This is a genomic window from Microbispora hainanensis (assembly GCF_006874475.1).
Lineage (GTDB): Bacteria > Actinomycetota > Actinomycetes > Streptosporangiales > Streptosporangiaceae > Microbispora > Microbispora hainanensis.
In genome coordinates this window covers 1-25,981 of the sequence record NZ_VIRM01000043.1, presented here as the reverse complement: position 1 = coordinate 25,981, position 25,981 = coordinate 1, and the positions used below count along the sequence as shown (strand labels likewise).

The 25,981-nt window shown below is 73.3% G+C and carries 22 protein-coding genes; 12 read left to right on the top strand and 10 right to left on the bottom strand.

Annotated features, from left to right (window positions below; genetic code table 11):
* Nucleotides 1-82 precede the first annotated feature (82 nt).
* Together FLX08_RS28410 and FLX08_RS28405 are read left to right on the top strand one after the other, a co-directional pair.
* Nucleotides 83-724 (top strand): class I SAM-dependent methyltransferase, encoded by a 642-nt coding sequence (locus tag FLX08_RS28410; RefSeq protein ID WP_244312952.1) that lies wholly within the window; start codon nt 83-85, stop codon nt 722-724.
* Entirely contained in the window at nt 717-1,385 is a 669-nt protein-coding gene (locus FLX08_RS28405) for a DedA family protein (RefSeq protein WP_142623194.1), read from the top strand. Before FLX08_RS28410 ends, FLX08_RS28405 begins: the two co-directional genes overlap by 8 nt.
* Here FLX08_RS28405 and FLX08_RS28400 read toward each other — a convergent pair.
* Nucleotides 1,291-2,184, bottom strand: coding sequence for a TIGR03619 family F420-dependent LLM class oxidoreductase (locus tag FLX08_RS28400; RefSeq protein ID WP_142623192.1), 894 nt, complete (start codon nt 2,182-2,184; stop codon nt 1,291-1,293). The genes FLX08_RS28405 and FLX08_RS28400 overlap by 95 nt on opposite strands.
* 23 nt (nt 2,185-2,207) lie before the next feature.
* On the opposite strand from FLX08_RS28400, the gene FLX08_RS28395 reads away from it, so the two are divergent.
* Both FLX08_RS28395 and FLX08_RS28390 read left to right on the top strand, forming a co-directional pair.
* Nucleotides 2,208-3,053: a phosphotransferase gene (locus FLX08_RS28395; protein WP_244312951.1), complete on the top strand. Its 846-nt coding sequence runs from the start codon at nt 2,208-2,210 to the stop codon at nt 3,051-3,053.
* 18 nt (nt 3,054-3,071) lie between these two features.
* A complete protein-coding gene (locus FLX08_RS28390; protein ID WP_142623188.1) occupies nt 3,072-3,329 on the top strand; it encodes a TFIIB-type zinc ribbon-containing protein in 258 nt (85 codons plus the stop codon).
* A 118-nt stretch (nt 3,330-3,447) separates the two neighbouring features.
* Here FLX08_RS28390 and FLX08_RS28385 read toward each other — a convergent pair whose 3' ends face one another.
* Nucleotides 3,448-4,434: a hypothetical protein gene (locus FLX08_RS28385; RefSeq protein ID WP_142623186.1), complete on the bottom strand. Its 987-nt coding sequence runs from the start codon at nt 4,432-4,434 to the stop codon at nt 3,448-3,450.
* 43 nt (nt 4,435-4,477) lie between these two features.
* The gene (locus FLX08_RS28380; protein WP_142623184.1) at nt 4,478-6,061 is read right to left on the bottom strand and encodes an ABC-F family ATP-binding cassette domain-containing protein; all 1,584 of its coding nucleotides are present in this window, start codon (nt 6,059-6,061) and stop codon (nt 4,478-4,480) included.
* A gap of 424 nt (nt 6,062-6,485) precedes the next feature.
* Between FLX08_RS28380 and efeU the strand changes: the two genes are divergently transcribed.
* The 3 genes from efeU to efeB are packed head-to-tail and all read left to right on the top strand — an operon-like array spanning nt 6,486 to nt 9,757.
* Complete coding sequence (gene efeU / locus FLX08_RS28375; protein WP_142623182.1) at nt 6,486-7,328, top strand: iron uptake transporter permease EfeU; 843 nt, start codon at nt 6,486-6,488, stop codon at nt 7,326-7,328.
* Between the two features lie 15 nt (nt 7,329-7,343).
* Nucleotides 7,344-8,480 (top strand): iron uptake system protein EfeO, encoded by a 1,137-nt coding sequence (gene efeO, locus FLX08_RS28370; RefSeq protein ID WP_142623180.1) that lies wholly within the window; start codon nt 7,344-7,346, stop codon nt 8,478-8,480.
* Nucleotides 8,477-9,757 carry an iron uptake transporter deferrochelatase/peroxidase subunit gene (efeB, locus tag FLX08_RS28365; RefSeq protein WP_142623178.1) on the top strand — a complete coding sequence of 427 codons (1,281 nt, stop codon included), beginning with the start codon at nt 8,477-8,479 and terminating at the stop codon, nt 9,755-9,757. Before efeO ends, efeB begins: the two co-directional genes overlap by 4 nt.
* 102 nt (nt 9,758-9,859) lie before the next feature.
* Here the strand turns inward: efeB and FLX08_RS28360 are convergent, their stop codons facing one another.
* The 4 genes from FLX08_RS28360 to FLX08_RS28345 all read right to left on the bottom strand — a co-directional run bounded on the left by FLX08_RS28360 (nt 9,860) and on the right by FLX08_RS28345 (nt 16,934).
* Nucleotides 9,860-11,848, bottom strand: a complete 1,989-nt coding sequence (locus FLX08_RS28360) for a CehA/McbA family metallohydrolase (RefSeq protein WP_142623176.1) — start codon at nt 11,846-11,848, stop codon at nt 9,860-9,862.
* A 99-nt stretch (nt 11,849-11,947) separates the two neighbouring features.
* Complete coding sequence (meaB, locus tag FLX08_RS28355) at nt 11,948-12,946, bottom strand: methylmalonyl Co-A mutase-associated GTPase MeaB (RefSeq protein ID WP_142623275.1); 999 nt, start codon at nt 12,944-12,946, stop codon at nt 11,948-11,950.
* A gap of 2 nt (nt 12,947-12,948) precedes the next feature.
* Entirely contained in the window at nt 12,949-15,039 is a 2,091-nt protein-coding gene (scpA, locus tag FLX08_RS28350; protein WP_425280647.1) for a methylmalonyl-CoA mutase, read from the bottom strand.
* Nucleotides 15,040-15,119: 80 nt separating this feature from the next.
* Nucleotides 15,120-16,934 (bottom strand): methylmalonyl-CoA mutase family protein, encoded by a 1,815-nt coding sequence (locus tag FLX08_RS28345; protein ID WP_142623173.1) that lies wholly within the window; start codon nt 16,932-16,934, stop codon nt 15,120-15,122.
* Nucleotides 16,935-16,987: 53 nt separating this feature from the next.
* Here FLX08_RS28345 and FLX08_RS28340 point away from each other — a divergent pair, with 53 nt between their 5' ends.
* Entirely contained in the window at nt 16,988-18,841 is a 1,854-nt protein-coding gene (locus tag FLX08_RS28340) for a serine/threonine-protein kinase (RefSeq protein WP_208761711.1), read from the top strand.
* 8 nt (nt 18,842-18,849) lie between these two features.
* On the opposite strand, the gene FLX08_RS28335 is transcribed toward FLX08_RS28340, so the two are convergent.
* The gene (locus FLX08_RS28335; protein WP_142623169.1) at nt 18,850-19,623 is read right to left on the bottom strand and encodes a peptidoglycan recognition protein family protein; all 774 of its coding nucleotides are present in this window, start codon (nt 19,621-19,623) and stop codon (nt 18,850-18,852) included.
* A gap of 162 nt (nt 19,624-19,785) precedes the next feature.
* Between FLX08_RS28335 and FLX08_RS28330 the strand changes: the two genes are divergently transcribed.
* The 4 genes from FLX08_RS28330 to FLX08_RS28315 all read left to right on the top strand — a co-directional run bounded on the left by FLX08_RS28330 (nt 19,786) and on the right by FLX08_RS28315 (nt 25,251).
* Nucleotides 19,786-20,907, top strand: a complete 1,122-nt coding sequence (locus FLX08_RS28330; protein WP_142623167.1) for a DUF5925 domain-containing protein — start codon at nt 19,786-19,788, stop codon at nt 20,905-20,907.
* Between the two features lie 108 nt (nt 20,908-21,015).
* Nucleotides 21,016-22,137, top strand: coding sequence for a C39 family peptidase (locus FLX08_RS28325; RefSeq protein WP_244312950.1), 1,122 nt, complete (start codon nt 21,016-21,018; stop codon nt 22,135-22,137).
* The gene (locus FLX08_RS28320; protein WP_244312949.1) at nt 22,134-23,978 is read left to right on the top strand and encodes a S9 family peptidase; all 1,845 of its coding nucleotides are present in this window, start codon (nt 22,134-22,136) and stop codon (nt 23,976-23,978) included. Before FLX08_RS28325 ends, FLX08_RS28320 begins: the two co-directional genes overlap by 4 nt.
* Nucleotides 23,971-25,251 (top strand): M20/M25/M40 family metallo-hydrolase, encoded by a 1,281-nt coding sequence (locus FLX08_RS28315; RefSeq protein ID WP_142623163.1) that lies wholly within the window; start codon nt 23,971-23,973, stop codon nt 25,249-25,251. The genes FLX08_RS28320 and FLX08_RS28315 overlap by 8 nt, the downstream gene beginning before the upstream one ends.
* Before the next feature lie 6 nt (nt 25,252-25,257).
* Here FLX08_RS28315 and FLX08_RS28310 read toward each other — a convergent pair whose 3' ends face one another.
* Together FLX08_RS28310 and FLX08_RS43035 are read right to left on the bottom strand one after the other, a co-directional pair.
* On the bottom strand, nt 25,258-25,548 hold the full coding sequence (locus FLX08_RS28310) for a nucleotidyl cyclase domain-containing protein (protein ID WP_142623161.1): 291 nt from the start codon (nt 25,546-25,548) through the stop codon (nt 25,258-25,260).
* A gap of 66 nt (nt 25,549-25,614) precedes the next feature.
* Complete coding sequence (locus FLX08_RS43035; RefSeq protein ID WP_280117139.1) at nt 25,615-25,737, bottom strand: hypothetical protein; 123 nt, start codon at nt 25,735-25,737, stop codon at nt 25,615-25,617.
* Between the last annotated feature and the right edge of the window lie 244 nt (nt 25,738-25,981).

Genomic DNA, 25,981 nt, shown 5'->3' with positions numbered 1-25,981 from the left:
GCGGAGGTAGGGCCGGCCATACCCCCGCAGGGGGGCCGGGACGGCTGGCGGGCCCGGGCCCGGCACCGGTCTGATGGGCCGCATGAACGAGACCGGTCTGATGGGCCGCATGAACGAGACAGTCCAGCAGGTCTCCGACCTGAGGGCGTTCGCGGGCGTGGCGCTGCGCCGGCAGGGCGTCGTGGGCGCCGTGGCCCCGAGCTCGCGCTCGCTCGCGCGGGCCCTCACCGCCGTCGTCCCGACGACCGGTCCCGCCGTGGTCGTGGAGCTCGGGCCGGGCACCGGCGCGATCAGCGAGGCCATCAGGGAACGGCTCGCGCCCGGCTCCCGCCAGCTCGCCGTCGAGATCGACCCGGGGATGGTGGCGCACCTGCGCCGCGCCCGGCCCTGGCTGGACGTGCTCCAGGGCGACGCGGCCCGCCTCGGCGCGCTGCTGGACGAACGGGGAGTGTCTCGGGTCGACGCCGTGATCAGCACGCTGCCGTGGACGCTCTTCCCCGAGGACGCCCAGGAGGCGATCCTCGGGGAGGTCGGGCGGGTGCTGCGCCCGACGGGGGCGTTCACGACGGTGACCTATCTGCCCGCGGTGCCGCTGGCACGCGCGCGGCGGTTCCGGCGGCGCCTGCGCGCCGCCTTCGACGAGGTGCTCACGACCGGGCCGGTCTGGCGCAACATGCCGCCCGGCCTGGCATACGTGTGCCGGAGACCGGTGCACCGTGGCTGACCTGCTCGGCCGGCTTCCCGCTCCCCTCGTGCTCGCGGTCGCCGCGATCCTGATCGTCGCCGAGGCCGGCACGCTCGCCGGAGTGGCGCTGCCGGGGACGAGCGTGCTGGTGGCCCTCGGCTTTCTCAGCCGCCTCGACGTGCTGCCGTTCGCCGGGACGCTCGCCGTGGCCGTGGCGGCCGCCGTCGCCGGCCCGCAGCTGTCGTACGCCCAGGGCCGCAGACGCGAGGGCGCCGCCTCCGTCCACCCCCTGGCGGGCCGGTTCGCGCCCGCCGCGTGGGCGCGGGCCCGCCGCATGGTGGCGAGGCGAGGCGCCTGGGCCGTCGCGGGCGGTCAGTGGCTCGGCGCCGCCCGCACCCTCGTCCCGAGGCTCACGGGCTGGGCGGGCGTGCCGTACGCGGACTTCGCCCGCGTCAGCGTGCCCACGGCGGCGGCGTGGGCGGCGACCCTGGTGACTCTCAGCCGGTTCGTCCCCGACCTCGCGGACGCGATCACCGCCCACCTGGCCGTCGCCGGGCCGCTCGCCGTGGGGCTCGTCCTCGTCGTGTCCCTGGCGGTCTCGGAGCTCAGCGGGGGGCGAGAGCTTCGAGGGCCTCTTCGGCGCGTCGCATGGATTCGCGGGGGTCGGCCTCGGGGTTGCCGATCTCGGGGTCGAAGTTGAGGTCGTGGAAGACCTCGGTCACGCCCTTGTCCGCGAGCGCCTCGACGTCCCGCCGGATCTTGTCGTACGACCCGGTCAGCGGGCCCTCCTCGGACGGGCGGACACGGGTGACGCCGCGGACGATGAACCGCAGGGCGCCGGGGTCGCGGCCCGCCTGCCGAGCGGCCTCCTTCACGATGGCGATCTGCTGGTCGATGGTGTCCAGATCGGCGCGGCTGGAGCTGATCCAGCCGTCGGCGATCCGCCCGGCCCGCTCCAGCGCGACCCGGGCCGTGCCGCCGAGCATCACCGGCGGCGGCGTGGCCGGCTTGGGGTCCTGGTGGGAGCGCGGGACCTCGTAGAACTCGCCCTTGTGCTCGACGACGTCCTCGGTCCACAGCCGCCGCAGCAGGCCGACGTACTCCTCGCCGCGCCTGCCCCGCCGTTCCATCGGCACGCCGGAGGCGGCGAACTCCTCGGGCAGCCAGCCGAGCCCCAGGCCCACGTCGAGCCTGCCGCCCGACACCTCCTGGAGAGAGGCGAGCTGCTTGGCCATCAGCACCGGAGAGACGAACGGCAGGTTGAGCACGGCCACCCCGAGCCGCACCCGCTCGGTGACGCCCGCCAGATACGCCAGCGTGACGACGGGGTCGTGCACGCTCCGGTAGACCGGACCCATCGGGTTGCCGACGGGATAGAGCAACCGCTGGAACGTCCACACCCCGTGGTAGCCGAGCTCGTCCGCGCGGCGCGCGATCCGCCTCATGTTCTCCGGGGTCGCCCACGAGCCCGACACCGGCACACCGAAACCAACCTTCATGGCGACACCCTAGGGTGTCCCCCGTGATCGAGGAACTGGCGCGGCTGGCGCGCCGCGACGGGCCGGTGTCGGTGCTCAAGCAGACCCGCGTGCTCGTGGTCAGGGCCGGCGACGTCGTCGTCAAGGCACATCCCCCCGGCACCGACGAACGCGCCCTGCGCGCCCGCCTCGACGCCGCCGCGAACCTGCCGGGCGTCATGCTGGCCCCGCTCGGCCTCGAACGGCTGGACGGCAGGCTCGTCACGATCTGGCCCGCAGGCGAGCCGCTCACCATCGCCGACGTGGACGCCGGGAGCACCCCGTGGGAGGAGGGCGGCCGGCTGCTCGCCCTGCTGCACTCCCGGCCGGCGCCTCCGGGGCTGCCTCCCGCCGGGGGACCGTCGCGGCTGCCCAGGGCCATGGCAGACCTGGCGGCGGCGGGCGTGCCCGACCCGGTCGCGGCGCCCATCCGCGCGGCGTACGCGACGCTGCCGCCGGTGCGGGAGGGCGGCGCGCTGACGCACGGCGACTGGCACCTCGGCCAGATCGTCCGGCACGACGGCGCGTGGCTGCTCATCGACCCCGACGACCTGGGCCCGGGCGACCCCGCGTGGGACCTGGCGCGCCCGGCCGCGTGGTACGCCGCCGGCCTGCTCGGCCCGTACGAGTGGGAGCGTTTCCTGACCGCCTACTTGGCGGCGGGCGGGACCGCCGTCTCCGCGGACGACCCGTGGCGGGAACTCGACGCGCCGGCCCGGGCGTTGACCGTCCAACTGGCGGCGACGGCGGTGGCAACGGCGGCGCGGGCGGGGGAACCTCCCGACGACGCCGCCGAGGCACTGGTGTCCGCCTGCAAGAGGATCGTCGCGGCCGTGGAGGCCGAGACCTGATCGAGGAGAGTTCGTCACATGGAGTGCCCCAAGTGCCGTGGCCGGATGCGGACGCTGGACCGCAACGGCGTCCACATCGAGCAGTGCGACAACTGCCGCGGGATCTTCCTGGACTACGGCGAGCTGGAGACGCTGAGCCGGATGGAGGCCCAGTGGGCCCAGCAGCACTACGCTCCCCCGCCGCCGGCGCACGGAGGGCCCGCCTGGGGCGGCCACCACGGAGGCCACTACGGCCACCGGCGGGGCAGCTGGGTCGGCATGCTGTTCTCCAGCTGAACCCATCCTGAAGGCTTCACCGGAGGCCGCGGCCCCAACCCCGGGCCGCGGCCTCCGGCGTGCCCGGGGTCGTGCCGGGCAGGGCCGGAAAAGCTCCCGGTCATGCCGGGGAGAAAGGTCACGCGGGGAAGGCGTCCGGGTCCACGTCGCTCGTGGTGGCGTTCCCGCCGAACACGGCGTCGAGAGTGAGCGTCCAGTCGCTCCACCTCACGCTGTATCCGCTGTAGACGGTCTGGAACTTCACCGCGTCGTCGAACTTCGAGAAGCCGCAGTTCCGGGTGAAGGCACGGGCGCCCCGGTCGTAGTCCACTCCGGTGGTGAAGTAGACGCGGTAGGTGCCGTCCTTGATGTTCGCGACCTTGGCGGTCGACCGCTTGCGCACGTAGAAGCTGACCGCCTTGCGGCCTCCGCGCACCAGGGTCACCACGCCGTCCTGCGTGCCGCCGTTCTTCACGGTCAGGCTGCCCCGGCCGCCCCGGATCGCCGAGAGCAGGATCGTGCCGTTGCCGAGCCGGCGCGTGCGCCGGGCCGGAGGCGTGATCCGGACCACGGGGTAGTCTCCGGCCTTCGCGAGGTCGCCCGCGGCAGACCTGAGGTCCTTGAACTCGCCCGACCGGCCGAGGCCGGCCAGCACGGCAGTCCCGTTGCACAGGACGCGCGACGACACGTCCTCTTCCAGCGCGCCGAGCCTGCCGTTCAGGCCCCGTAGCGCCGCGACGTAGTCGGCGTGCTCGGCGGCGACGTCCGCGGGAGGCCGCAGCCCGCCGAGCCGCTCCTGCGCGGACCCCAGAGCGCTTTCCGCCCGGCCGATGCGCTGGCGAAGCGATTTGAAGGTCCGTGCCTTGGCGATGGCGGCGAGCGTCGAGCGGGCGGGGCGGCCGGCGGCGTCGAGCGCCTCCCGGTACGCCGCCGGCGTCAGCGCCGGCGGGCCCGAATCGGCGGTCGTCGTGGTGGCGGCGGACGGCGCCTCCTCCTCGCCGGAGGCGGCCTTTCCCGGTCCGCCGGGCGATCCCGTGCAGGCCGCGAGCGTGACGGACGCGGCCAGCACGGCGCCGGCCTGGACGGTGCGTGCGAAGGTGCGTGAGTAGGTCCGGGGGGTGATCACCCGAAACACTGTCAGGCGGTGAGCGGATGCTGTCAAGCCGCGGTCACGCCGACGACGTCACCCCCTCGGGGCCCAGCGTCACCCACCGGGTGATGCCGATCGACTCCAGGAACGGCAGGTCGTGGGAGACCACCACCAGCGCTCCCCGGTAGGCCGACAGCGCCTGCGCGAGCTGGCGCACGCTGGCCAGGTCGAGGTTGTTGGTCGGCTCGTCCAGCAGCAGGAGCCGCGGCGCGGGCTCGGCCAACAGCAGCGAGGCCAGCACGGCGCGGAAGCGCTCGCCTCCCGAGAGCGCGCCCGCCGGGCGTTCGGCCCGGGCGCCCCGGAACAGGAACCGGGCGAGCCCGGCCCTGACGGCGTTGACCGACGCCGCGGGCGCCACCGCCCGCACGTTGTCGACCAGGCTGAGCGCGTCGTCGAGCACGTCGAGCCGCTGCGGCAGGTAGCGCACCGGGACGTCGAGCCTGACCGAGCCCTCACCCGGCGGGATCTCCCCCAGGATCGTGCGCAGCAGCGTCGTCTTGCCCGAGCCGTTCGGCCCCAGCAGGGCGACCCGTTCCGGGCCGCGGATGATCAGGTCGCCGATCGGCCCGGCGGCCGTGCGCAGGCCGTCCAGTTGGAGCACGGTGCGCCCGGACGGCACCTCGGTGGCCGGCAGCGCCACCCGGATCTCGGCGTCGTCGCGCACCGCCTCCTCCGCCTCGGCCAGCCGCTCGCGGGCGGCCGCCACCTTCTCCTCGTGCATCGTGCGGTGCTTGCCCGCCGAGACCTGGGCCTGCCGCTTGCGCTCCTGCATGATGATCTTCGGCTCGCGCTTCTGCTCGTACATCTTGTTGCCGTACCGCACGCGCCGCGCCAGCTTGGTCTGCGCCTCGGTCAGCTCGCGCCGCTGGCGGCGCAGGTCGCCCTCGGCCGCGCGGACCGTCCGCTCGGCGGCCTCCCGCTCGACCGCGAGCACCTCCTCGTACGCGCTGAGCGTGCCGCCGAAGGTGCGGCGGGCGGGCAGGTCGGCGATCTGGTCCACCAGGTCGAGCAGCGCGCGGTCGTGGCTGACGACGACCAGCGTCCTCGTCCACGACGAGACGGCGTCGTACAGGCGCCGCCGCGCGTCGAGGTCGAGGTTGTTGGTCGGCTCGTCGAGCAGCAGCACGTCGGGCTCGGCGAGGAAGCGCGCGGCGAGCCCGACCATGACGGTCTCGCCGCCCGAGAGCGTCGCGACCGTCCGGTCGAGGTCCACGCCCGTCAGCCCGAGACGGTCGAGCTCGGCGCGGGCGCGCTCCTCGACGTCCCAGACCACCGCGTCGTAGTTCGCCTCGCTCAGGTCGCCCCGTTCGATCGCGTGCAGCGCCTCCCGCGCGGGTGTGATCCCCAGCAGGTCGGACACCGTACGGCTCGCGCCGAGCGGGAGGTTCTGCGGCAGGTAGCCGAGTCGTCCGGTGACCGACACCGAGCCGCGCGTGGGGGTCAGCTCTCCCGCGATCAGCTTGAGCAGGGTGGACTTTCCGCTGCCGTTGACGCCGATGAGCCCGGTGCGACCGGCACCGAACGCGAAGTCGAGCTCCTCGAAGACAGACGTCCCGTCGTGCCAGGAAAAGGACAGATCCGTACAGACAATGGAATAAGACATAGAGCGGCTCCGGGTATCCCCAAGGGCGGAATGGTGAACGAACCGTGGAGACACCGCGGGCACGGGCCGCGAGGCGAGGGTCTGCCTGAGGTCGCTGCGCCGGACCACCGATGGCGGCCGTAAGCGCGGTGTCGGGACCTCAGAGCTCCAAGTGACCCTCCAGGGTGCGGCGGCAGGACGTCCGTCACGATAACGGGGAGCGGAGATGGGACGCCACCGAATTAAACGCCCGTCAATCCACCGCCCGTTCGGGGCGGCGCCCGGATCGCTCCGCCGCTCGTCGATCCACCGCCCGATGAGGGCGTCGCCTCACCCGCCCCTGAAGGTGACAAAAGGCATACCCCGCTCCACGCGTTCGGGACCTTGTCGGTAAGGTGAACCTGCCCTAAGTTAGGTAAGGCTTACCGACAATCCCGGAGGCGATGTGTTCGCGAGCTACCTCATCGGCCTTCGCGAGGGTCTGGAGGCCACTCTTGTGGTCTCCATCCTGGTGGCCTTCCTTGTCAAGAGCGACCGCCGCGAGCGGCTGCCCCTGGTCTGGGCCGGCGTCGGCGCGGCCGTCGCGCTGTCCGTCGCGTTCGGCGCGCTGCTGACCTTCACCGCGGCCCACCTCGCGACGCAGCAGCAGGAGATGTTCGACGCCGTGACCTCCCTGGCCGCGACCGTCTTCGTCACCTTCATGGTCTTCTGGATGCGCACGGCCGCCCGCAAGATGTCGGGCGAGCTGCGGGAGAAGATGGGCCAGGCCCTCGAACTCGGGGCCACCGCCGTGGTCGTGGTGGCGTTCCTGTCCGTCGCGCGCGAGGGCCTGGAGACGGCGCTGCTGTGGTTCGCCGCCGTCCAGGGCGCGACCAGCAGCGCGAGCCCGCTGGTCGGCATCACGCTCGGGTTGCTGACCGCGGTCGCGCTGGGCTGGGGCCTCTACCGCAGCGCCCTGCGCATCAACCTCACGAAGTTCTTCACCTGGACGGGCCTGCTGCTGATCCTCGTCGCCGCCGGGATCTTCAAGTACGGCGTGCACGACCTGCAGGAGTCGGGGCTGGTGCCCGGCCTGAGCACCTACGCCTTCGACATCAGCGGCGTGCTCGACCCCAGCGCCTGGTATTCGACGCTGCTGAGCGGGATGTTCAACGTCACCCCGCAGCCCAGCGTGCTGGAGGCCGTCGCCTGGGTCGTCTACGTGGTTCCCGTCCTCTTCCTGTTCCTGCGGCCCGCGGCCAAGAGGCCGGCGAGCCCCGCTTCCACGTCTCCCCAGCCCACTTCCTGACCGGAGTCCACCGACATGCGCACCCCCACCGTCCTGGCCGTCGCGACGCTGGCCCTCGCCGGGCTCACCGCCTGCTCGTCCACGGGCGCCGGCACCGCGACCCAGGCGACGGCGGCCGGCGACGGGAAGATCGCCGTGGCCGCCACCGACACCGAGTGCAAGGTGGCGAAGTCCGACCTGGCCGCCGGCACCTCGACCTTCTCGATCACCAACAACGGCAGCAAGGTGACCGAGTTCTACGTGTACGCGGCGGGCGACCGGGTCATGGGCGAGGTCGAGAACATCGTGCCCGGCCTGACCCGCGACGTCGTGGTGGAGCTTCCCCCGGGCGTGTACGAGACCGCCTGCAAGCCGGGGATGACCGGCAAGGGCATCCGCGGCCCCCTCAAGGTCAGCGGCGAGCACAAGCCGCTCGCCGAGGACGCCAAGCTCGCCGAGGCCGTCGCCGGCTACAAGCGCTACATCAAGAGCCAGTCCGACACGCTGCTCGCCAAGACCAAGGAGTTCACCGAGGCCGTCAAGGCCGGCGACGTGGCCAAGGCCAAAGAGCTCTATCCGGTCGCCCGCACCTACTGGGAGCGGATCGAGCCGGTCGCCGAGGTCTTCGGCGACCTCGACCCGGCCATCGACGCGCGGGAGAACAACGTGGCCGACGGCGAGGAGTGGACCGGCTTCCACCGCATCGAGAAGGACCTGTGGGTCAAGAAGGACGTCGGCGGCGACGGCCCCATCGCCGACAAGCTGATGACCGACGTGAACACGATCGTGACGAAGTCCGCGACGGTCGACCTGTCCCCCGTACAGCTCGCCAACGGCGCCAAGGGGCTGCTCGACGAGGTGGCGACCGGGAAGATCACAGGTGAGGAGGACCGCTACTCGCACACCGACCTCTGGGACTTCGACGCCAACCTGCAGGGCTCGAAGGCCGCCGTCCAGGCGCTGCGCCCGGTGCTGGAGGAGCGCGACGCCGATCTGGTGAAGACGCTCGACGCGAAGTTCGCCGACGCCGAGCAGGCGCTCGCCGCGCACCGCAGCGGCGACGGCTGGAAGCTGCACACGGAGCTGTCCAAGGGCGACCTCAAGGCGCTGTCCGACGCGATCAACGCCCTGGCCGAGCCGATCAGCAAGGTGGCCTCGGTGGTGGCCGGATGAGCCCGCGCAACCCCGAGGCCCGCTCCGAGGGCAGCGGAATCAGCCGCAGGCGGCTGTTCGGGCTGGGCGCCGCGGGCGTGGCCGCCGTCGGGGCCGGCGCCGTCGTCACCCGCTCGTTCGCCGAGGAGCCGGTCGCCCACGCGGCCTCGACCTCCGACCCCGTGCCCTTCTACGGCCCGCACCAGGCGGGCGTCACCACTCCCGCCCAGGACCGGCTGCACTTCGTCGCGTTCGACGTGATCACGAAGGACAAGGCCGAGCTCGTGGAGCTGCTCCAGGAGTGGACCGCCGCCGCGGCCCGGATGACCCAGGGCAAGGACGCCGGCACGTTCGGCGCCGTGGGCGGGTCGCCCGAGGCGCCGCCGGACGACACCGGCGAGGCGCTCGGCCTGCCCGCCTCCGGCCTGACGCTGACCGTCGGCTTCGGCCCGTCGCTGTTCGACGACCGGTTCGGCCTCGCCGACCGCAGGCCGCCCGCACTCGCCGACCTGCCCGCCTTCCCCGGTGAGGACCTGCAGCCCGAGATCTCCGGCGGGGACATCTGCGTGCAGGCGTGCGCGCACGACCCGCAGGTGGCGGTGCACGCCATCCGCAACCTCGCGCGGCTCGGCTTCGGCAAGGTCTCCGTCCGCTACTCGCAGCTCGGGTTCGGGCGCACCTCGTCCACCTCGCGGTCGCAGGCGACGCCGCGCAACCTCATGGGCTTCAAGGACGGCACCAACAACCTCAAACTCGAAGACACCGCCATGCTGCGCGACCACCTGTGGGCCGCGCCCGGCGACGGCCCGGCCTGGATGGACGGCGGCACCTACCTGGTGACCCGCAAGATCCGCATGCACATCGAGACCTGGGACCGCGCCCCGCTTGCCGAGCAGGAGGCCATCTTCGGCCGCGACAAGGGCGAGGGCGCGCCGCTCACCGGGCACAAGGAGTTCGACGCGCCGGACTTCGCCAAGAAGGGCGCGGACGGCACGCCCGTGATCGCCGGCAACGCGCACGTACGGCTCGCGCACCCCGACGCCCACGGCGGCGCGCGGCTGCTGCGGCGCGGCTACAACTTCGTCGACGGCTCCGACGGCCTCGGACGGCTCGACGCCGGCCTGTTCTTCATCGCCTACCAGCGCGATCCCCGCAAGCAGTTCGTCCCCATCCAGCGGATGCTGTCGCAGAAGGACGCGCTGAACGAGTACATCAAGCACGTCTCCAGCGGCCTGTTCGCCTGCCCGCCGGGGGTGGCCGACGGCGGCGACTACTGGGGCCGCACGCTGTTCGCCTGACACCTCCGGCGGCGCGAGCCGGCCGGCCGCACGATCGCCGACCCGATGCAGCAGGCTCCGGCGGGGCGCCACCCGCCGCTGTCGCTGATCGCATACCGCCGGCTACAGGCGGGATTCGTACACCGCGCGAGCCTTCTCGATGAGGTCGAGGTGGTCGCGCAGCTGGGCCCGGGTCCGCAGGCGGGCCCTGGCCCGCACCAGCTCGTCGAGCAGGTCGAGCCACCGCAGGCACCAGCGCACGTCCTCCTCCCGCGCCACGTGCCGCCCCCGCACGTCGAGGTAGACCGGGCTGGTGTGGGCGTACGCGCGCCCGCGCGGGGCGCGCGGGTGGGGGCCGCCGTGGGCCACGGCGACCACATAGCCGGCGTCCGTCACCGGCAGCGAGGCGGTCACCTCGCGACCCGCGCTCTCGGCGAGCACGCCGGCTGCGGTCCTGATCTCGATGCGCTCCACCTCGGGCCCGACGGCCCGGGCCCGGACGGCGACCGTCTCGCCGCCCGCGAGGTCGAGCGTCTCCCCCGGCCCCAGGCCGTCCACGGTGAGCTCCAGCCAGGGGCCGGTGGTGGCGAACGTGCGCCCCCGCCGTACGGCCTCGGCGAACGACTCGGCGCTGAGCGGCCCGTCCACGCGGGCGTAGACGCGCTCCCAGCCCGGCGGGCTGGAGACCGTGTCCTGGCGGGTGAACGACAGCATGGTGTCGGTCCCGGCGAGCGCGGCGAGCCGGTTGCCCGCGCCGACCAGCCTCCGGTAGACCTCGGCGGTCCCCGGCGCGTGCGACAGGTCGCTGAAATGCAGCACCTCCACCCCGTCGACCATGCCGAGCGCGGCGTCGACCACCAGGGCGCGGCCGGTGCAGTTCCTGGTCCCGCCCCCGGTCACGTCCTCGGGGGAGGAGACCGGGCCGTGGAAGGGGTGGGCGTATCCCAGGACCGCGCGCGGCTCCCGCAGGTCTCCGCAGACGGCCGCATTGGGCGGCCAGTCGGCGTCGGCGCCGAAGCCCGTGTGATAGACGGCGGGCGGCGCGGCCACCCCGAAGACGTGGACGTGCCCGAACAGGTCGTTGCGATACTCCACGCCCATCCGGGCGACGTGCCCGGCGTCCGACCACGGCAGGTCGCGCCCGGCCCAGTGCTGGAGCGCCTCCCGGTCGTAGACCCGGTCGCCCGCGACGTTGCCGGCGACGAGGTTCAGCACGTGCAGGTCCTCGCCGAGCTGCGCGGCGGCCGCCTCCGCCGGGGCGGCGACCAGGTCGCCCGCCCAGTTCATGTGGACGTGCAGGTCTGCGCCATACCAGCCGCGGGCGGCGGCGTCGTACAGCCGCTGCGGCGCGAGCCCGACCAGCGTCTCCTCCCCCGTCCTGGGCACGACCGTCGTCTCGGCGACGTCATACTCCATGCCGCGCGTGACCCGGATCGTGACCGGCTCGCAGGGCACGGCGAGCACGACGTCGTCGCCGTGGAAGAACGGCCGGTCGTCGTTGTCGCGCCGTTCCGGCGCCCCCTCCGGATACCACCCCTGGCCGCCGGCCGACGTGACGCTCCACCGGCACGGGAGGCCCGCGCGCAACCGCAGCCGCGCGGCCGGCGCCGGCCGGGCCAGCCCGGACAGGTCCACCTCCTCGCCGTCCACCGTGAGCAGGGTCGCGGTCGTCACGTCGAGGAGCCGGGCCCCGCCCGCCGTGATCCCGAACGGCACGCCGTCGGCGGTCACCTCGACGGGGTGCGGCAGCGCGGAGTCGACCAGCAGGATGACGGGCACCGGTCCCGGCGACAGCAGCGGCCGGGCCGTGCCGTGCTCCAGGCGGTGCTCCAGGCGGTGCTCCAGGCGGTGCTCCAGGTGGTTGCCGTCCGTGGTCAGCCGCAGCGCGACCAGGCCCCGGGGGACCTCGCCGTCCAGCGTGTCGCGAAACTCCGCGTCGAGGTCGGGCCGGAGGCTCATCCGCTCGGCCTGCTCGGGGAACCGGAGGAACGGCATCATGCGGACGTAACCCAGCGCCGGCTCCCCCCAGGTGATCCCATGCGCGGACAGTAACGCCCGATACTCCCGCAGCGCGCGCTCCACCTGCGGCGGCATCATCGGATCGTGGTTCATCGCACCTCCCCGTAGTCGAAAGCGGCCACATCGTGGCACGGTTCCGGCCGGGGAAAACGTGCAACAGTGCATTCCCGGTCGCACGGGTAGCGATCTCTCTCACTCGGGAGGAAAGGTGATCCCCCGGGTGTCATGAGAGGCGTCCGCCTGGTCGTCGTCGGCCAGGAAGGCCGCCAGGATGCGGTCGGCGGCCAGCGCGGGAGTGAGGGTGCCGGCGAGGACCTGCCGCTCGATGTCGGGCGCGATCTCCGCGGTGGCGTCGCGGAGCATGGCCAGCAGCCGCTCCCGGACCAGCGCCCACGTCCACTCGACCTGCTGGCGGCTGCGCCTGGCGGCGAGGTCGGCGCCCTCCTGGTGGCGCACGACGTGGGCCCACAGCTCCTCGAGCCCGGCACCGGTGAGACCGCTGCAGGTCAGCACGGGCGTGTCCGAGCGCAGCAGCCGCAGCGCCCCGGACAGCTCACGCGCCGCCCTGCGCGCGGCCGTCTCGTGCTCGCCGTCGGCCTTGTTGACCGCGATGACGTCGGCCAGCTCCAGCACGCCCTTCTTGATGCCCTGGAGCTGGTCACCCGTGCGGGCGAGGGTGAGCAGGACGAAGGTGTCGACCATGTCGGCGACCGCGGTCTCCGACTGACCGACCCCGACCGTCTCGACGAGCACGATGTCGTAGCCCGCCGCCTCGACCACGACGATGGCCTCACGGGTGGCCTTCGCCACGCCGCCGAGCGTCCCGGCCGTGGGGGACGGCCGGATGAAGGCGTTCGGGTCGGCCGACAGCCGGGCCATCCGGGTCTTGTCCCCCAGGATGCTGCCGCCGGAGCGCCGCGACGAGGGGTCCACAGCCAGTACGGCCACCCGGTGCCCCTGCCCCGTGAGACAGGTGCCGAGCGCCTCGATGAAGGTCGACTTGCCGACCCCGGGCACCCCGGACACCCCCACCCTGCGGGCCTTGCCGGCGTGCGGGGTCAGCTCGACCAGCAGCCGCTGCGCCATCTCCCGGTGATCGGCCCTGGTCGACTCCACCAGCGTGATGGCCCGGGCGATCCACCGCCGGTCGCCCGACAGCACGCCCTTGACGTAGTCCTCGATCGCCGGCACGGTCACCGATGGCCCAGCCGGGCGGACAGCTCGCGCAGCAGCTCCAGGGCGGCGTCGGCGATCACCGTGCCGGGCAGGAAGATCGCCGAGGCGCCCGCGGCGCGCAGCTCCTCGACGTCGTCCGGGGGGATCACCCCGCCGACCACGATCATGATGTCGTCCGCGCCGAGGCCGGCGAGCGCCTGGCGCAGCGCGGGCACCAGCGTCAGGTGCCCGGCCGCCAGCGAGGAGACCCCGACCACGTGCACGTCGGCCTCGACGGCCTGCCGGGCGACCTCTTCGGGCGTCTGGAACAGCGGGCCGACGTCGACGTCGAACCCGAGGTCGGCGAAGCCGCTCGCGATCACCTTCTGGCCCCGGTCGTGACCGTCCTGGCCCATCTTCGCGACGAGGATCCGGGGCCTGCGGCCCTCCGCCTTCTCGAACTGCGCGCACGCCTCCCGCACCCGATCCGCGGCGTCGCCCACCTCCGCGCGATACACGCCCGATATCGTACGGATCTGCGCGGAGTGCCGTCCGAAGACCTTCTCCAGCGCCTCGGAGATCTCCCCGACCGTGGCCTTGGCCCTGGCGGCGTTCACCGCGAGTTCCAGCAGGTTCTCCCCGCCGGCCGCGCCCTTCGTCAGCGCCTCCAGCGCCTCGGCGACGGCGTCGGGCGAGCGCTCCTCGCGCAGCCTGCGGAGCTTGTCGATCTGCTGGTTGCGCACGGCCGTGTTGTCGACCTTGAGCACCTCGATCGGCTCGTCGGCCTCGGGGCGATACTTGTTCACGCCGATCACCGGCTGCCTGCCGGAGTCGATGCGCGCCTGGGTGCGGGCCGCCGCCTCCTCGATGCGCATCTTGGGCAGCCCCTGGTCGATGGCCCTGGCCATGCCGCCGGCCCGCTCGACCTCCTGGATGTGGCCCCAGGCCGTCCGCGCCAGCTCGCGGGTGAGGGTCTCGACGTAGTAGGAGCCGCCCCACGGGTCGATCACCCGCGTGGTGCCCGACTCCTGCTGGAGCAGGAGCTGGGTGTTGCGGGCGATGCGCGCCGAGAAGTCGCTCGGCAGCGCGAGCGCCTCGTCCAGGGCGTTGGTGTGCAGCGACTGCGTGTGCCCCTGGGTGGCCGCCATCGCCTCGACGCAGGTCCGCACGACGTTGTTGAAGACGTCCTGCGCGGTCAGCGACCATCCGGAGGTCTGGCTGTGCGTGCGCAGCGACAGCGACTTGGGGTTCTCCGGGCCGAAGCCCTTGACCAGGCGGGCCCACAGCAGCCGGGCGGCGCGGAGCTTGGCGACTTCCATGAAGAAGTTCATGCCGATGCACCAGAAGAACGACAGCCGCGGCGCGAACGCGTCGATGCCCAGCCCCGCGTTGACGCCGGCGCGCAGATACTCCAGCCCGTCGGCCAGCGTGTACGCGAGCTCCAGGTCGCAGGTCGCCCCGGCCTCCTGGATGTGGTAGCCGGAGATCGAGATGGAGTTGAACTTCGGCATCTTCTTGGAGGTGTACTCGAAGATGTCGGAGATGATCCGCATCGACGGGCCCGGCGGGTAGATGTAGGTGTTGCGGACCATGAACTCCTTGAGGATGTCGTTCTGGATGGTCCCCGCCAGCTTGTCGGGCGTGACGCCCTGCTCCTCGGCCGCGACGATGTAGAGCGCCAGGATCGGCAGCACCGCGCCGTTCATGGTCATCGACACGCTCATCCGGTCGAGCGGGATGCCGTCGAACAGCTGCCGCATGTCGTAGATCGAGTCGATGGCCACGCCCGCCATGCCGACGTCTCCGGCGACGCGGGGGTGATCGGAGTCGTAGCCCCGATGGGTCGCGAGGTCGAAGGCGACCGACAGGCCCTTCTGCCCGGCCGCCAGGTTGCGCCGGTAGAACGCGTTGGACTCCTCGGCGGTGGAGAACCCGGCGTACTGCCGGATGGTCCACGGCTGGGTGACGTACATCGTCGGGTAGGGGCCGCGCAGGAAGGGCGCGATGCCCGGGTAGGTCCTGAGGGACGGGCCGTCCTCCAGGTCGGCCGCCGTGTAGAACGGCTTGACCGCGATGCCCTCAGGGGTCTCCCACGCCGTGTCATCTTGCGCCGTGTCATCTTGCGCCATGTCATCTTGCGCCGTGTCACCGGGGTGGACGTCCGGCGCCGCGGCGCTCGACCCCAGGTCAATCTCCGAGAAGTCCGGAATCATCGAGCCACTCCCAGATCGTCGAACGTCGCGCGGAGCACCCCGAGCGCGTCACAGCCGGCGTACAGGGTGGCGTCCACCCCCTCATACTCTCCCTTCCCCGCCAGCCACACCGTGCGCGCCCCGGCCTCCCGCAGCGCCGCGGCCACGGCCGCGGCGTGCTCGCCGTACAGCCGGTCGCTGGAGCACAGGCAGGCCACGGGGGTGCCGCAGTCGCGGAAGGCGGCGGCGATCGCCTCCGGGTCGGTGCCGGGGCCGCTGGTGACGGTCGCGACGCCGCCCGCCGCGAACAGGTTGGCGGCGAACGTCGCCCGCGCGGTGTGCGCGGCGACCGGCCCGATCGTGGCGAGGAACACGGTGGGCCGGCTCGGCTGGGCGTCGGCGAGATCGCGCAGCGCCTCGAACTCCTCGGCGTAGCGCGTCACCGGCAGCCCGCCACCGGACGCGCCGCCGGCAGTGACGGCGGGTGTGACGGCGAGCCCGGGGCCGGGCCGCCGGGACACCGGCCTCTCCTTCAGGTCGGGAAACTCGCTGACCCCGGTGATCGGATCGCGGCGGTGCGCGATGGCGTCCGCGCGCCTGGCCCTGGTCGCCGCCAGCCGCTCGGGGACCAGCCGCTCCAGCGCGGCCGCCATCCCACCGGCCCGCTCGATCTCCCGGAACCACTCCCAGGCCCGGGCGGCAAGGTCGGCGGTGAGCCGTTCCACATACCACGAGCCCCCGGCCGGGTCGGCCACGCGGGCGACGTTCGCCTCCTCCACCAGCAGCGACTGGGTGTTGCGGGCGATGCGCCGGGCGAACGCATCGGGCAGCCCGAGACAGGCGTCGAACGGCTGGACGGTCACCGCGTCGGCCCCGCCGACTCCGGCCGCGAAGCAGGCGACGGTCGTGCGCAGCATGTTCACCCAGGGGTCCCTGGCCGTCATCATCGCCGAGGAGGTGACCGCGTGCTGGAGCTGGGCTCCCGGCCCGCCGACCACCTCGGCGACCCGCGCCCACAGCCGCCGGGCGGCCCGGAGCTTGGCGATCGTGAGGAACTGGTCGGCGGTCGCGGCGTAGCGGAACTCGACCTGCCCGAACGCCTGCTCGGCCGTCAGGCCCGCGTCGGTCAGCGCCCGCAGATAGGCGACGCCGGTAGCGATCGAGCAGCCGAGCTCCTCTGCGTCGGCGCCGCCCGCGTCGTGGTACGGCAGGGCATTGACCGTGATCGACCGCAGACCCGGATGGCCGGCGACGCAGCGGCGGGCGAGCGTCACGGCGGCGCCGGTGTCCACGGGGGCGCCGGTGCGGGCCGCCAGCCCGATCGGGTCGGCGCCCAGGTTGCCCCCGGGCAGCGCCACCCCCTCCGCCAGGCGCAGGAAGGTCTCCGCCGCCTCGGCCGTACGCGGGCCGGCGTCGAGGACGACCGGAGCGAGGTCGAGCAGGACGCCGTCGAGCACGGCCGGCAGCGCGGCGGGGTCGATGGCGTTCAGATCGAGCCACAGGGACGTGACGCCGTTCTCCAGGTCGGCGTGGATCGCCTCCCGCGTCGCGGCCGGATCCGGGTCGGCGTGCCGCTGGCGCACGTCCCACGGACCGGGCGCGCGCGTCGTCCTCGGCGCGGCGGGCACGTCGGCGGCGTCGTACAGCGGGGCGACCGCCACCCCGTCGTAGGTCGTGGTGGTCAGGGCGGCCTCGACCTCGTCAGGCGAACCCTCCCAGCCTGACTTGCGCAGCACCTCGGCCGCGAGCGCCCTCCACTGCTCCCGCGTGGCCTGTGGGAATCCCGCTGCGGGATCGGCGAGGTCGTCGAGTTCAACAGGCGGCACCGTCATGAACCGGATGCTAGATGCCCCGGCCCCGCCCCGGAGCCCCCGGGTCCCGGTCTGTGGACAACTCCGTCTGGGGCGTAGCCGCGATCTTCCTCAGTATTGTGATCTCGGTCATGGACGGGGAGGGCGGGACGATGAGCGCGGACGGGGCCGGGACGTCGCTGGGCAGCGGCTACGTGTTGCTGGACGAGATAGGCGCCGGCGCGATGGGAAGCGTCTGGCGGGCGCGGCACCGCGACACCGGGGAGACGGTGGCGGTGAAGCTGCTGCGCGAGGGCCTCGGCGACGACCAGGACCTGGTCCTGCGGTTCGTGCAGGAACGCAACGTGATGCGGTCGCTGCGGCACCCCAACATCGTCGCCATCCGCGACTTCGTCGTCGAGGGCAGGCGTCTCGCCCTGGTGATGGACCTCGTCGAAGGGCGGAACCTGCGCACCCACCTCCAGCGGCGCGGCACGCTGCCCCCGGCCGAGGCGGCCGGGCTGCTCGCCCAGGTGGCCGACGGCGTGGGGGCCGCCCACGCCGAGGGCGTCGTCCACCGGGACATCAAGCCGGGGAACATCCTGGTCGAGGAGAACACCGGACGGGTCCGGCTCACCGACTTCGGTGTCGCCCGCGTCCTGCACGGCCCGGGCCTCACCCAGACCACCTCGATCATCGGCACGCCCACCTACCTCGCTCCCGAGGTGGCCGAGGGAGGCACCCCCACCACCGCGGTGGACGTGTACGCGATCGGGCTGATCCTCTACGAGCTGCTCGCCGGGCGCCCGCCGTACGTCGCCGACCATCCGATGGTGGTGCTGCGGCGGCACGCGACGGCCGTGCCCCGGCGCCTGCCCGGGATGCCGGACGCGCTGTGGCAGATCGTCTGGGCCTGCGTCTCGAAGGATCCCGCCGGCCGCCCGGAGGCGGCGCAGGTGGCGGCGGCGCTGCGCGACGCGGCGCCGTCGCTCGCCGGCCTGCCCGCCCTGCCGCCGATCGCGTGGTCGGATCCGCCGTCCGCCACGTCGGAAACCGTGCCTCCGGCCGCCCCGGCGACCCCGGACACCCCGGCCGCTCCGGCGGGACCGCCCACCCCGGCCGCGCTGCCTCCCGCTGCCCCGACGGGTGAGGAGACCACGGCGTCACCGCGGGGCCGGGGCTCGCGGCGGCGCCTGGTCGCCGTCGTCACGGCCGCCACCGCCCTGGCGCTCACCGCGTCGGTCCTGGCCGTCCTGTCTCCGTGGCGGTCGGGGGCGAGCGACGGAGCGGCCGGCACGACGGCGCGGGAGGCGGCGGAAGCGCCCGCGACCCCCGTCTCCACGCCGTCGCCGTCCGCCGAGCCGTCGCGCCGTCGCACCCGTGAGGCGGCGCAGCGCACCCCTGAGCATGATCCCGGCGCGGCGGCCTCCACGCCGCCGGCCAAGCCGCGCCCCGCGACGTCGCCCACGCACCGGCCCGCCACACAGCCGTCGCCCGCGCGGCAGACCGCCGCGTCACCCCGGCCGCGCCGGTCGGAGGCCCAGGCGACGGAAGACGGCGGGGCCGACGAGGCGAGGCGCCCCCGCCAGAGCCCGGAGTGGCGGTGCCGGTCCTGGATCTCGGTCGGCGACGACATGGGCACGGAGATGTCGCCCTGCTTCGCCATGGTGGGCGACGTCTTCTATCTCATGGGCCGGATCAGAGGGGACGCGTCCGTACGGTCCGACATCCACATCCAGCTGTACGACAGCACGGCGGAGCAGAACGTCTCGCAGCCCTTCATCTGCTCGGGCGTCTCCCCTTCCGGCGACGGCGCGACCGTCACGTGCGGTCCCTTCACCGCCACGGCTCCGCGTACGGGAGGCGAGCACAACGTGCGGCAGCGGTGGCGGAAGACGGGCACCTCGGCCTTCGGCGGCGGCGCGGAGAGCCCCGGCGTCGTCTGGTGACCGTTTGACTAGGACGTGGCGAAGGCGGCGTTCCAGGTGACGGGGCCGACGATGCCGTCCACGTCGAGGCGCCGGTCCTTCTGGAACCTGCGGCACACGTCGCGGGAGTCCGGCCCGTACGCGCCGTCCACGACGATGTCGTAGCCGAGCTCCTTCATCCGGGCCTGCCAGGTGCGCACGTCGTCGCCGCGCATCACCGGCGGATATCTCAGCAGCCGGCCGGGCCACTTCTGCACGGGCTCCGGTTCGGGGTCCGGCTGCGGCTGGGTGGCGCCGGGGCGGGGCGCGCCCTTCTTGATCCAGGCGTACAGCGGGTCGCCGGGGCAGTCGGTGGAGTAGCCGTCGCGGTGGCCCTTGATCTCCTTGCCCGCGCCGCCCTTGGCACGCAGATACTCCACCGCGTCGAGGATCGCGTGCAGGATGCCGTCGGTCGGCTGGACCAGGCCGGCGTTGCCCACGAGACCGAGCACCGCGTAGTGGCCGGAGTTCAGACCGGGTCCGTTGGCGGCCGGCAGGTGTCCCGGCCCCCGCCCGGCGAATACCTTTCGATGCGGACAGGCCACCATCGAATAGCCGATATCGATCCAGCCGTTGCCGTCGATGTGGAAGCTCTGGATGGACTTCACCATGGCCACGCACTTGGCATGGTCGCCGACGATGCCCGGGTCCACCCGGCCGCCGGTGTAGTGGACCTTCACGCCGCGGGTCGAGGACAGCGACGAGTACGAGCCCCTGGGTGGACGCGCGCCCCATTCAGCGCGGGACACGAGATCGATGGCCACAGTGCTCTCCGTTGAAAGCCGTACGACTGGATACCGAGCGTAGCGGTAACGCGCCAACAGGTACTGCCTTTTGCCCACAAGAAACCGCTTAAACGGCAAGCAAACTGAATAAGCCTATAAATCCATTCGACAGAGCGCGTCGCACGTCGAGATCATCGCGATATGTCCGTTGTCAAGGAGGTCGACTTCTCTCCTCACTCCACGCCGCCGCGGCCGTTGCCGATGCGGATCTGGCTCGACGACACCGACAGCCCGGCCGACGTCATCGACGCCCTGGCGCTGTCGCCGTTCGCGACCGGCGAGCAGCCCTGGTCGCGCACCACCAGCCTCGGCCGGGTCCGCGCCGACGCCCCGCTGACCCCCGAGGGCGGCCGGCTGCTGCGGGTCGCCCAGCACACCGACGGGTACGAGACCCGGCTCATCGCGGGCGAGGGATGGACGCTGCGGGTGGTCCGCAACTCCAACCGGTCGGCGACGCTGACCGCCACGGCGGTGAGCGAGGAGCTGGCCGGCGCGGTCCTGGAGCAGGCGACCAGGGACGCGGAGGAGGCCGCCCCCGAGGCCGACCACGTGCGGATGGGCTTCTGGTGGCGGTCGAGCCACGGGCCGCACCGCTCCGCCAAGCCCATCACGACCGCCTCCTGGAAGGAGATCAGGAGGAACTACCCCACGGCCGCCACCGGCCGCCTGGACGCCCTCATGGCGACCACCGCGGCCGACGTGACGGGCCGGCTGGTCCTCCTGCACGGCCCGCCCGGCACCGGCAAGACGACGCTGCTGCGCACGCTCGCGCGCGAGTGGGCGCCGTGGTGCCAGGTCGACTGCGTGCTCGACCCCGAGCTGCTGTTCAACGACCCGGGGTACCTGATGGACGTCGCCGTCGGCTGGGACGGCCCGGGCGACGACGAGGAGCCGCGGTGGCGGCTGCTCGTGCTGGAGGACTGCGACGAGCTGATCCGCGCCGAGGCCAAGCAGTCGACGGGCCAGGGCCTGTCACGCCTGCTCAACCTGACCGACGGGCTGCTCGGGCAGGGCAGGGACGTGCTCGTGGCGATCACGACCAACGAGGACCTCAGCAGGCTCCACCCGGCCGTCGTACGGCCCGGGCGGTGCCTGGCGCAGATCGAGGTCGGCCGGTTCGACGCCGGGCAGGCGGCCGAGTGGCTGGGCCGCGCCGAAGGCGCCGGTCCTGGCGGTGCCACGCTGGCCGAGCTGTTCGCCCTGCGGGACGGCCGCCCCGCCGTCGCGGCCGAGGCCGCCCCCGCCACCGGCCTGTATCTCTGACCGGACCACGTCTGACCGACCACGGCGGCCGATGCCGTACTGTCCGATTGTGTCGGATACGTAAACCATCCGATGTGCCAGGTCGGGGCGGTAACAACAATCGGCGAGGTGGTCACCCTGCTGTCGGCCGGACCGAGCCCCCAGGTGAGCCCCGTCGTCCTCCACCGGTGGTCCGTCGAGGCTCGCGAGACGGGGACGGCGAAATATCTGGATCCGTTCGCGCCCGGCGGCGAGCGGGAGTGGCCCTACCTCCGCTGGACGTCCCCCGAGCGGGAGATCGGCTTCCCGGCCACCGAGCTCGTGCCGTCGTGGACGGCCGCCGCGCCGCCCGGCGCCTGGCTGGAGATCGAGATCCAGGCGCGGACCGTCACCGGCGAGCCGACCAAGTGGTACGTCATGGGCCGGTGGGCCGAGACCGACGCCGACATCCACCGCACGTCGCTGCCCGGCCAGGGGGATGCCGACGGTGACGTCGCGGTCGACACCTTCGTCGCCGCCCGCCCCGTCGCCTCCTACCGCGTACGCGCCACCCTCTATGGCAGCGGCGGCGACGTGCGGTCGCTGGCCGTGATGGCCTCGGCCGTGGGGCAGGCGGGCAGAGGCGGCCCGCCGGGGCTGCGGGCGGTCGAGCTCGACGTCCCGCGCCGTTCGCAGAAGGCCCACACGGGGCACTACCCGCAGTGGGACGGCGGCGGGGAGTCCTGGTGCAGCCCCGCGTCGTTCACGATGGTGCTGGACTACTGGGGGCGCGGGCCCACGCCGGCCGACCTCGCCTGGGTCACCCCCGGCGACCCGTGCCCGGCGGTCGACCACGCCGCGCGCGACATGTACGACCACAGCTACCAGGGCACCGGCAACTGGCCCTTCGGCGTCGCGTACGCCGGGCGGTACGGGCTGGACGGCTTCGTCACGCGGCTGCGCTCGCTGGCCGAGCTGGAGCGGTTCATCGCCGCCGGGATCCCGGTGATCACCTCTCAGGCGTTCCGCGATCACGAACTGCCGGGTGCCGGATACTCCACGGGCGGGCACATCATGGTCGTCACGGGTTTCACGGCCGACGGCGACGTCATCGCGAACGACCCGGCCGCGCCGGACGACGACGGCGTGCGGCGGGTGTATCCGCGTGCGGCGTTCGAGAGCGTCTGGCTGCGCGCCACGAGCAGCGGGGGGATCGCGCACATCGTGCATCCCCCCGGCACTCCGCTTCCAGAATCCGGGGGGAACTGGTGACCATCAGGGCCGTCGACGTCGCGAGGGTGGACGACCGCCCGCTGTGGGTGGAGATCTCGGGAGACGAGGTCTGGTGGGACGAGCCGCGCCCGCGTGAGGGCGGCCGGCGCTGCGTGGTGCGGCGCAGGGCCGACGGCGTGACCGAAGACGTGCTCCCGCAGGGCTGGAACGCCAGGAACCGGGTCATGGAATATGGCGGGCGGTCCTGGCGGGCGCACGAGGGCCGTCTGGTGTTCACCAACTGGGCGGACGGCCGGATCTACCTGTGCTCCCCCGGCGGGGAGCCGGTTCCGCTCACCCCCGACGAGCCCGCCCGCTACGCCGACCTCGTCGTCCACGGCGACGAGGTGTGGTGCGTACGCGAGCGGGGCGACGCCCGCAGCGGAGAGCGGGACATCGTCGTGGTGCCGCTCGACGGCTCCCCGCTGCGCAGCGTGGTGAAGACCCACCATTTCCTGATGAACCCGCGCGTCTCGCCGGACGGCCGGTCGCTCGCCTGGATCGGCTGGAACCACCCCGACATGCCCTGGGACGCCACCGAGCTGTGCGTCGGGTCCGTCGACGGCGGTCCCCATCGCGTCCTGCTGTCCGGCGCGTCCACGTGCCAGGCCGAGTGGCGCGACGACGAGAGCCTGTACGCCGTCACCGACCCCACCGGCTGGTGGAACATCCACCTCGTCGGCCTTGACGGCACGGCGCGCGACCTGACCCCGGTGCCGCTGGAGTTCGGCGACGCCACCTGGAAGATCGGCGCCACGTTCTTCGCCGTCGCGGACGGGCGGATCGCCACCGTGTACGGCACGGCCGACGAGCGGCGGCTCGGGATCGCCGACGACCCGGCGGGCACCGGTTCGATCCGGGACGTCGGCGGCGGCTACACCCACTGGGCGTCCGCCCTGTCGGCCCGGGGCTCCCACGTCGTGGGGGTGGCGGGCTCGCCCCACCGGCCGTACGAGGTGGTGCGGGTCGACCTGGACACGGGGGCGCACGAGGTGCTGTCTCCCGGCAAGCCGGTGCCCGAGGACGCCGAGCTGCCCACGCCCGAGGCGGTGACCGTCGAGGGGGTCCACGCGCACCTGTACGCCCCGGCGGCCCGGTCGGAGGACGGCGGGCCCGCGCCGTACGTGGTGTTCGTCCACGGCGGGCCGACGAGTTCGGCGCCGCCGGTGTTCGACCTGGAGATCGCCTACTTCACCAGCAGGGGCATCGGCGTCGCCGAGGTCAACTACGGCGGCTCCACCGGCTACGGCCGGGCCTACCGTGAGCGGCTGCGCCACAGCTGGGGCGTGGTGGACGTGCGCGACTGCGAGACGGTGGCGCGGTGGCTGCTGGACAGCGGGCGGGCCGAGAAGGTGGCGATCAGGGGCGGCAGCGCGGGCGGCTGGACGTCGATGGCCGCGCTCGTCCACAGCGACGTGTTCTGCGGCGCGGTGTCCCACTACGGCATCTCCGACCCCGAACACTGGGCGGCCGAGACGCACGACTTCGAGTCGCGCTACCTCGACGGGCTGATCGGCCCGCTGCCCGAGACCCGGCAGCGCTACGCGGACAGATCGCCCGAGCTGCACGCGGAACGGGCGTCCGGCCCGGCCCTGCTCCTGCACGGCCTGGAGGACAGGGTGGTCGATCCCGCGCAGTCGGAGCGGTTCGCCGCGGCGCTGGCCCGTCACGGGCGTGAGTGGGCCTACCTTACGTTCGAGGGAGAACAGCACGGGTGGCGGCGCGAGGAGACGATCGTCCGGGCTCTGGAGGCCGAGCTGGCGTTCTACGGGATCGTCTTCGGCTTTCCCACCCCCGAGGTGCCACCGCTGACGCTCCACAAGGGGGAAGACAGTGAGTGAGGTCGGCGAGATCTGCTCGGAGCTGCTGCGGATCGACACCACCAACGACGGGTCCGGCGACGGGCCGGGCGAGCGGCGGGCCGCCGAATACGTCGCGTCCCTGCTCGCCGAGGTCGGCATCGAGCCGGTGGTGTTCGAGTCGGCGCCGCGCCGCACCAGCGTGGTGGCCCGCATCCCCGGCGACAGCCCCGACGCGCTGCTCCTGCACGGGCACCTCGACGTCGTGCCCGCCGACCCGGCCGAATGGCGTACGCACCCGTTCTCGGGCGAGATCGACGACGGCTGCGTGCACGGCCGGGGCGCGGTCGACATGAAGGGCACGCTCGCCATGACCCTCGCCTGGGCCCGCGAGAACGCCCGCAGGGGCGTGCGTCCCCGGCGCGACCTCGTGCTCGCGTTCCTCGCCGACGAGGAGTCCACCGGCGAGTACGGCGCGGGTCACGCGGTCGAGCGGCACCGCGAGCTGTTCGAGGGCTGCACGGAGGCGATCAGCGAGTCGGGCGGCTTCTCCTGGTATGAGAACGACGTCCGCATCTACCCGGTGGCCGTCGGGGAGCGCGGCACCGCCTGGATGCGCCTGACCGCGCGCGGCGTGCCCGGTCACGGGTCCAAGCCCGCCGTGGACAACCCCGTGGCCGAGCTGGCCCGGGCCCTCGCCCGCCTCGCCGACCACTCCTGGCCCGTACGGCTGACGCCCGAGGTGGCCCGGCTGATCGACGAGCTGTCGCGGGCGCTCGGCGGGCCGATCGACCTCGACCGGCTGGAGGAGGAGATCGAGCGGATCCCCCGCGCGGCCGCGCTGTTCAAGGGCGTGCTGCGCAACTCGGCCAACCCGACCATGCTGGACGCGGGATACAAGGTCAACGTCATCCCCGGCACCGCCGAGGCCCACGTGGACGGCCGGTTCCTGCCGGGGCAGCGCGACGAGTTCCTGGAGACCGTCGACCGGCTGCTCGGCCCGAAGGTCACCCGCGAGTTCGTCAGCTTCGAGGAGGCCGTCTCCTCTCCCGCCGAGGGCCTGTTCGACGAGCTCACCGCCGCCCTGCTCGCCGAGGACCCGGCCGGCAAACCCGTGCCGTACGTCATGAGCGGCGGCACCGACGCCAAGTGGTTCGCGAGGATCGGCATCAGGGGCTACGGCTTCGCGCCGCTGCTGCTGCCGCCCGACCTCGACTACTTCGGCATGTTCCACGGTCTCGACGAGCGCGTTCCGGTCGAGGGCCTGGAGTTCGGCGTCCGCGTCCTCGACCGCCTGCTCGTCGCGCCCGCGTAGAACCGGTCAGCCCTGGTAGAAGGTCAGGTCCACGCCGGAGACGGTGTGCCGGACGCGGGTGAACCCGCCCGGTCCCGCCTGCGCGGCGACCGCCTCGCTCAGGCAGACCGTGCCGGGCGCGGCGAGGTCCTGGGCCATCTTGGACGCCTGGTTGACCGGCGCTCCGGCCACGTCGCGGCCCCCGTCCGGCGTCCCGCCCGGCGTCCGCCCGGACAGCACCGGCCCGCCGTCCAGCCCGATGCGGCAGGTCATCCCGGCCTCGGCCAGGGCGGCGCGCAGCTCCAGGGCGAAGGGCACGGCGGCGCCGGGGTCGTCGAACGGGTAGATGGCCAGCGGACCGGCGACCTTGACCTCGACGGCGGCCTACGCGGGCAGAAGGCGCGGCCCGATCTCCCGCATGCGTGCCGACAGGTCGAGCCCGGTCAGGAGCGCGATCTCGGGAACGTCGGCTTCCGCTCCGGGCTCGCCGCGCTCGGCCAGGACCACCGTCCGCTCCCGAAGGTGCTTGTCCGCGAGCGCCGCGGCGAGCCCGGCGTCCCGGGATCGAGGCGCAGCAGATCGTCGTAGAAGGCCGCCGGATAGGGGCACCGGGGCGGCCACCCAACTCGTCCGAGAGTGCGTACGCGCGCTGCTCGGCGGCGCGTTCCCAAGGCGTGCGTTCCCAGTCCTCACGGAAGGGCCGTGCTCGAACAGCCCGAAACGCTCTGCGAGCCGTCTCCGGGTGGGACGT

Coding starts and splice junctions, on each gene's coding strand:
- FLX08_RS28410 (WP_244312952.1), top strand. CDS start 83: ATGAACGAGACCGGTCTGATGGGCCGCATGAACGAGACAGTCCAGCAG.
- FLX08_RS28400 (WP_142623192.1), bottom strand. CDS start 2,184: ATGAAGGTTGGTTTCGGTGTGCCGGTGTCGGGCTCGTGGGCGACCCCG.
- FLX08_RS28390 (WP_142623188.1), top strand. CDS start 3,072: ATGGAGTGCCCCAAGTGCCGTGGCCGGATGCGGACGCTGGACCGCAAC.
- FLX08_RS28380 (WP_142623184.1), bottom strand. CDS start 6,061: ATGTCTTATTCCATTGTCTGTACGGATCTGTCCTTTTCCTGGCACGAC.
- efeO (WP_142623180.1), top strand. CDS start 7,344: ATGCGCACCCCCACCGTCCTGGCCGTCGCGACGCTGGCCCTCGCCGGG.
- efeB (WP_142623178.1), top strand. CDS start 8,477: ATGAGCCCGCGCAACCCCGAGGCCCGCTCCGAGGGCAGCGGAATCAGC.
- FLX08_RS28360 (WP_142623176.1), bottom strand. CDS start 11,848: ATGAACCACGATCCGATGATGCCGCCGCAGGTGGAGCGCGCGCTGCGG.
- scpA (WP_425280647.1), bottom strand. CDS start 15,039: ATGGCGCAAGATGACACGGCGCAAGATGACACGGCGTGGGAGACCCCT.
- FLX08_RS28345 (WP_142623173.1), bottom strand. CDS start 16,934: ATGACGGTGCCGCCTGTTGAACTCGACGACCTCGCCGATCCCGCAGCG.
- FLX08_RS28330 (WP_142623167.1), top strand. CDS start 19,786: ATGTCCGTTGTCAAGGAGGTCGACTTCTCTCCTCACTCCACGCCGCCG.